The organism is Citrobacter sp. wls717 (genome assembly GCF_005280955.1).
Taxonomy (GTDB): Bacteria; Pseudomonadota; Gammaproteobacteria; order Enterobacterales; family Enterobacteriaceae; genus Citrobacter; species Citrobacter werkmanii.
The window spans coordinates 1-2,811 of record NZ_SZWW01000046.1 but is presented as its reverse complement, the minus strand read 5'-3'; the positions used below and the strand labels follow the sequence as shown (position 1 = coordinate 2,811).

Annotated in this window: 2 protein-coding genes; both read left to right on the top strand. The window is 53.5% G+C overall.

What is annotated here, in order from left to right; genetic code table 11:
• The first annotated feature begins 56 nt into the window (after positions 1 to 56).
• On the top strand, positions 57 to 938 hold the full coding sequence (gene yieE / locus FDX09_RS19515) for a DNA-binding transcriptional regulator YeiE (protein WP_038642003.1): 882 nt from the start codon (positions 57 to 59) through the stop codon (positions 936 to 938).
• A gap of 195 nt (positions 939 to 1,133) precedes the next feature.
• On the top strand, positions 1,134 to 2,603 hold the full coding sequence (lysP, locus tag FDX09_RS19510) for a lysine-specific permease (RefSeq protein WP_038642000.1): 1,470 nt from the start codon (positions 1,134 to 1,136) through the stop codon (positions 2,601 to 2,603).
• The last annotated feature ends 208 nt before the right edge of the window (positions 2,604 to 2,811 follow it).

The following is a 2,811-nucleotide window of genomic DNA, read 5'->3' as shown; positions in this document are numbered from 1 at the left end:
TCCTGCAACTCGAATTATTTAGGGTATAAGTAACGGATATCCGGTGGAAAACGACTATGCATATCACCCTGCGACAACTTGAAGTGTTTGCTGAGGTACTGAAAAGCGGCTCGACGACTCAGGCATCTGTCATGCTGGCATTGTCGCAGTCGGCGGTGAGTGCGGCGCTTACCGATCTGGAAGGGCAGCTTGGCGTACAGCTCTTCGACCGCGTTGGCAAGCGGCTGGTGGTCAATGAGCACGGGCGCTTGCTCTACCCGCGCGCGCTGGCGTTACTTGAGCAAACGATAGAAATCGAACAGCTTTTTCGTGAGGATAATGGTGCGATTCGCGTCTATGCCAGCAGCACCATCGGCAATTACATTTTGCCCGCCATGATCGCCCGCTATCGCCAGGATTTTCCCGATTTACCGCTGGAGCTAAGCGTGGGTAACAGCCAGGATGTGATCAACGCTGTTCTGGATTTTCGGGTAGATATTGGGCTGATCGAAGGGCCGTGCCACAGCACAGAAATTATCTCTGAACCATGGCTGGAGGACGAACTGGTGGTGTTTGCCGCCCCGTCTTCGCCGCTGACAAAAGGTCCCGTGACGCTGAATCAACTGGCTGCTTCGCCGTGGATTTTACGTGAGCGAGGCTCCGGTACGCGTGAACTGGTAGATTACCTGTTGTTATCGCATCTGCCGAGATTCCAGATGGCGATGGAGTTGGGTAACTCCGAGGCCATTAAGCATGCGGTCCGCCATGGGCTCGGTATCAGCTGTTTGTCGCGTCGGGTCATTGCAGAACAGTTACAGGCGGGTACGCTGAGTGAAGTCCCTGTGCCGCTGCCGCGTTTAGTTCGCACGCTCTGGCGCGTTCATCATCGACAAAAGCATCTCTCTAATGCCATTACGCGCTTTTTACATTACAGCGATCAGGTTGCGCAGGGCGAATAAGGCACTCACTGGCGTAATATCACCTCTATGCATAACGGCGGTTTCGTCTTAACCGCCATGCTCCGCCCATTTTCTGCTTTACTTATAATCCGCGGCCAGTCATGAAGGTCTCTTATAACAGCGCATTTGTGCCGGAAGAAAGCCCTTTCGTCTGCTACAATCGCGCCTCATTTTTTGGATGGATAGCATTTTCACATGGTTTCCGAAACTAAAACCACAGAAGCGCCCACGCTACGTCGTGAACTGAAGGCGCGTCACCTGACGATGATTGCCATCGGAGGCTCCATCGGTACAGGTCTTTTTGTTGCATCTGGTGCAACTATTTCTGCGGCGGGTCCTGGCGGCGCGTTGTTCTCGTATATTCTGATTGGTCTGATGGTGTACTTCCTGATGACCAGTCTCGGTGAACTGGCAGCCTTCATGCCGGTTTCCGGTTCGTTCTCCACCTACGGTCAGAACTATGTAGAAGAAGGCTTCGGCTTCGCGCTGGGCTGGAACTACTGGTACAACTGGGCGGTGACAATTGCCGTTGACCTGGTAGCCGCACAGTTGGTAATGAGCTGGTGGTTCCCGGACACGCCAGGCTGGATCTGGAGTGCGCTGTTCCTCGGCGTTATCTTCCTGCTGAACTACATTTCCGTGCGCGGGTTTGGCGAAGCGGAGTACTGGTTCTCACTGATCAAAGTGACCACCGTGATTATCTTTATCGTGGTTGGCGTAATGATGATCTTCGGTATCTTCAAAGGCGCTCAGCCGGTGGGCTGGAGCAACTGGACGACCGGTGATGCGCCGTTTGCCGGTGGTTTTGCCGCTATGATTGGCGTGGCGATGATTGTCGGCTTCTCCTTCCAGGGAACTGAGCTTATTGGTATCGCGGCAGGTGAATCGGAAGATCCTGAGAAGAATATTCCACGCGCGGTGCGTCAGGTGTTCTGGCGAATCCTGCTGTTCTATGTGTTCGCGATTTTGATTATTAGCCTGATCATTCCGTACACCGATCCAAGCCTGCTGCGTAACGATGTGAAAGACATCAGCGTTAGCCCGTTCACGCTGGTATTCCAGCATGCGGGTCTGCTGTCTGCGGCAGCGGTAATGAACGCGGTTATCCTGACGGCGGTACTGTCTGCGGGTAACTCCGGGATGTATGCCTCAACGCGTATGCTTTACACCCTGGCCTGCGACGGTAAAGCGCCGCGTATCTTCGCCAAACTGTCTCGTGGCGGTGTGCCGCGTAACGCACTGTATGCAACTACGGTGGTGGCGGGGCTGTGCTTCCTGACCTCAATGTTTGGCAACCAGACCGTATACCTGTGGCTGCTGAATACTTCCGGGATGACGGGCTTTATCGCCTGGTTAGGGATTGCTATCAGCCATTATCGTTTCCGTCGTGGTTATGTGCTGCAGGGGCATGATGTGCAGGATCTGCCGTATCGTTCTGGCTTCTTCCCGCTGGGGCCGATCTTTGCCTTTGTGCTGTGCCTGATCATCACTCTGGGTCAGAACTACGAAGCGTTCCTGAAGGACAGTATTGACTGGGGCGGCGTGATGGCAACCTATATCGGTATTCCACTGTTCCTGATTATCTGGTTTGGTTACAAGCTGACGAAAGGGACTCATTTCGTTCGCTACAGTGAAATGAAATTCCCTGGACGCGTGAAGAAGTAATCTTGTACCTGATGGCACCGTGCTAATCCGACCTACGTAAGATAGTGTAGGTCGGGTAAGCCCTCCATGCTGCCATCCGGCAGACAATAACCCCCCCCCGCCACTCACCATGTTCAGTTAACATCTCAGTTTCAGAAAGCATCAACATGTGTTGGCGGGATAATGAACATGCTCTCTCTGAGAAAGGGTTCCGTTCACCTCATGTTCA